This is a genomic window from Streptomyces sp. C, assembly GCF_000158895.1.
Taxonomy (GTDB): Bacteria; Actinomycetota; Actinomycetes; order Streptomycetales; family Streptomycetaceae; genus Streptomyces; species Streptomyces racemochromogenes.
In genome coordinates, this window is the sequence record NZ_GG657750.1 from 7,315,357 (window position 1) to 7,317,906 (window position 2,550).

The following is a 2,550-nucleotide window of genomic DNA, read 5'->3' on the forward strand; positions in this document are numbered from 1 at the left end:
GACGCGCCGGAAGTCCTCCCGCGCCGCCCGCGTCCCCCAGCCGGGTCACCCGCACCTCCAGGACCGGCTGCGGGTCACCGCCGGGGTCCGGCCCAGGTGCAGGCCGACCCGGCCTCCACCGCCTCCGCCGGCCCCGCCACCAGCCCGGGCCGTCTGCGCCGTCACGAGCGAGCAGGGAGGCGGGTCCGAGGTGAAGTCGCCCCGCCGCGCCAGGTCCGGGTACAGCCAGACGCCGCCCGCCGCGAGGACCGCGGCGGCGGCCACCGCCAGCGCTGCGCGGCGGCCGGTACGGCCGGGACGGGAGGGGGACGCCATGTCGGCAGGGTAGCGGGCGCGTGATCGGTTCGTCAGGGGTCGCACAGGCGGACCGCGAGGGCGGCGACGTCGTCGTCGAGACGGCCCCTGCTGTGGTGGACGAGGTCCCGGTGGAGCGCCGTGAGCAGCTCGCGGGGCGGGGTCGGGGGCTGGCGGCGCATCCAGGACGTCAGCGGGAAGAACTCGCCGTCGCGGGCGCGGGCCTCGGCGATCCCGTCGGTGTAGAGGAGCAGCAGGTCCCCGGGGGAGAACTCGAAGCTGTCGACGCTGTAGTGATCGCCGATCAGCTCCGCCAGACTGAGCAGCGGCGAGGGGGCCGCGGGTTCGAGGACCCGGAGCTCCCCCCGGTTCAGGAGCAGGGGCGGGGGGTGCCCGCAGTTGAGGATGTCGATGTGCCCGCCCCCGTGCGGGATCTGGACGAGCAGGGCGGTGGCGAAGCGCTCCGTCGCTCCGTCGGCGGGGAAGGCGGCGTTGTAGCGGGTGCTGCTGGCGTCCATCCGGCGTGCGACCTCGACCATGTCGGTCTCGTCGTAGGCCGCCTCCCGGAAGGCGTTGACGATGGCCGCCGCCGACCCCACCGCGGGCAGCCCCTTGCCCCGCACGTCACCGATGAGCAGCCGCACCCCGTAGGGGGTGTCGGCCACCTCGTAGAAGTCCCCGCCGATGCGGGCCTCCGCCGCGGCCGCCAGGTACAGCGACTCGATCGCGACGTCGCCGAAGCGGCGGGGCATCGGGCTGAGGACCACCTGCTGGGCCGCGTCGGCGACGAGCCTCACCTGGAACAGGGTGCGCTCGCGCTGGAGCCGCAGGTGGCTGCCGTACGCGGCGGCGACGGTGACGGCGATGATCCCCGCCGCCGTCCACCACGTGCCGAGGTCCGGGAAGACGAGGCTGAGGCCGATCATCAGGACGAGGCAGACCGTACCGAGCAGGACGGTGGGGAGCACCGGCCACATGGCGGCGGCGAGGGCCGGGGCGGCGGGCAGGAGGCGGCTGAAGGCCATCTCCGGCGGAGTGGTGTACGCCAGGCTGGCGATGACGACGGTCAGGATGACCGGCGACAGCCGCACAAGCCTTCCCGGGCCGGGGCGCCGGCGGAGCCGCGGCCGTCCGGACTCGATCACAGTTCACAGGATATCCACGCAAGGGGGGCATAGCGCCCCGTGCGGCAGGTGGCGGTCAGCTGCCGGGGGTCGTGAGGGCGCCGAGTCCGGTGGCGAACAGCAGCGCGGGATCGAAGCGCATCGGGGCGAGGCGTCCGGCGAGCTCCAGGGACAGGACGCCGTGCACACGGGTCCGGATGACCAGGAAGCGGCGGAGGCCCTCGGGCGGGGCGGGGTGCCCGCCGGCCCGGTCGCGGTGCTCCGCCAGGTGGGCGGTGAACGGGGCCGCGGACGTGGCCGGGGCCGGGGCGGGGGCCGCGCAGGCGTCGAGGGGGGCCGTGATCTCGGCGGAGACGGCGGTGGTGTCGTCGGGCGCGCGGTAGCCGGGGACGGGCGTGCCGTGGGGCGGGACGTACCGCTGGGGGTCCGCCAGGGCCCGGTCGCGCAGGGCGTGCGCCGGCCCCGCCAGGTCCGCGCCCGCCTCGGCGGCGGCCCGGAGGGTGTCGGCGAGGCTCCGGTAGCCGTCCCGGACCGGGTCGGTGACCAGCTCGTCCCGGCCGGCGCAGCGGCGGTAGGGGGCCGGCCCGCTCACGCCCAGCCGCTGGGCGATCGCGTCGGGGGAGAGCGGGCCGACACCCCGGCGGCCGTCGCGATCTGCTCCCGGACGCGCTCCTCGATCTCCGCGCGGACCTGGGCGCGGTAGCGCTCACGCGGTGTCCCCGTACCCCCGTTCCCGCCCTGGCCGGCCGCCCTTCGCGTACCCCGCCGGACCGAGACCCCCGCCGACGCCCCGCCGCGGACGGTCGGGGAGCTCCGGACCGACGTGGAGCGCCGATCGTCCCGGCAGGCCTCCGTCACGACCGCGGAACGCCTCGACCAGGCCCCCTCCGCCGCGGCTCGGCCATCCGGTGGACCGCCCCGATCCCCCCGACGCGACGCCGGTCACCAGCCTGGCGACCACCTCGACCGTCGAACGGCTCCGGCACCGCTCCTGCGTCCGCCGGACGGGCCCCGCGACCGGGTCGGGGCCGCCGCACATCGGAGGCGTCCATGCCTGGACCTTCCCGCCGCACCCGGGCAGGGTTCGGGTGAGCCCCGACGGGGCCCGCACCGCGGCCCCCAGGTCGACGCG

At 77.0% G+C, this 2,550-nt stretch carries 2 protein-coding genes and 1 pseudogene; all 3 read right to left on the reverse strand.

Annotated features, from left to right (window positions below; all coding sequences use genetic code 11):
• Positions 1 to 45: 45 nt before the first annotated feature.
• Complete coding sequence (locus SSNG_RS32505) at positions 46 to 315, reverse strand: hypothetical protein (RefSeq protein ID WP_007268188.1); 270 nt, start codon at positions 313 to 315, stop codon at positions 46 to 48.
• 32 nt (positions 316 to 347) lie between these two features.
• Complete coding sequence (locus SSNG_RS32510) at positions 348 to 1,385, reverse strand: PP2C family protein-serine/threonine phosphatase (protein ID WP_042802532.1); 1,038 nt, start codon at positions 1,383 to 1,385, stop codon at positions 348 to 350.
• Positions 1,386 to 1,494: 109 nt separating this feature from the next.
• Positions 1,495 to 2,096 (reverse strand): annotated as a pseudogene (locus SSNG_RS32515) (TetR-like C-terminal domain-containing protein).
• Positions 2,097 to 2,550 lie beyond the last annotated feature (454 nt).

Excerpts from the sequence above, each read along its gene's own strand:
- SSNG_RS32505 (WP_007268188.1), bottom strand. The coding sequence starts at position 315 with ATGGCGTCCCCCTCCCGTCCCGGCCGTACCGGCCGCCGCGCAGCGCTG.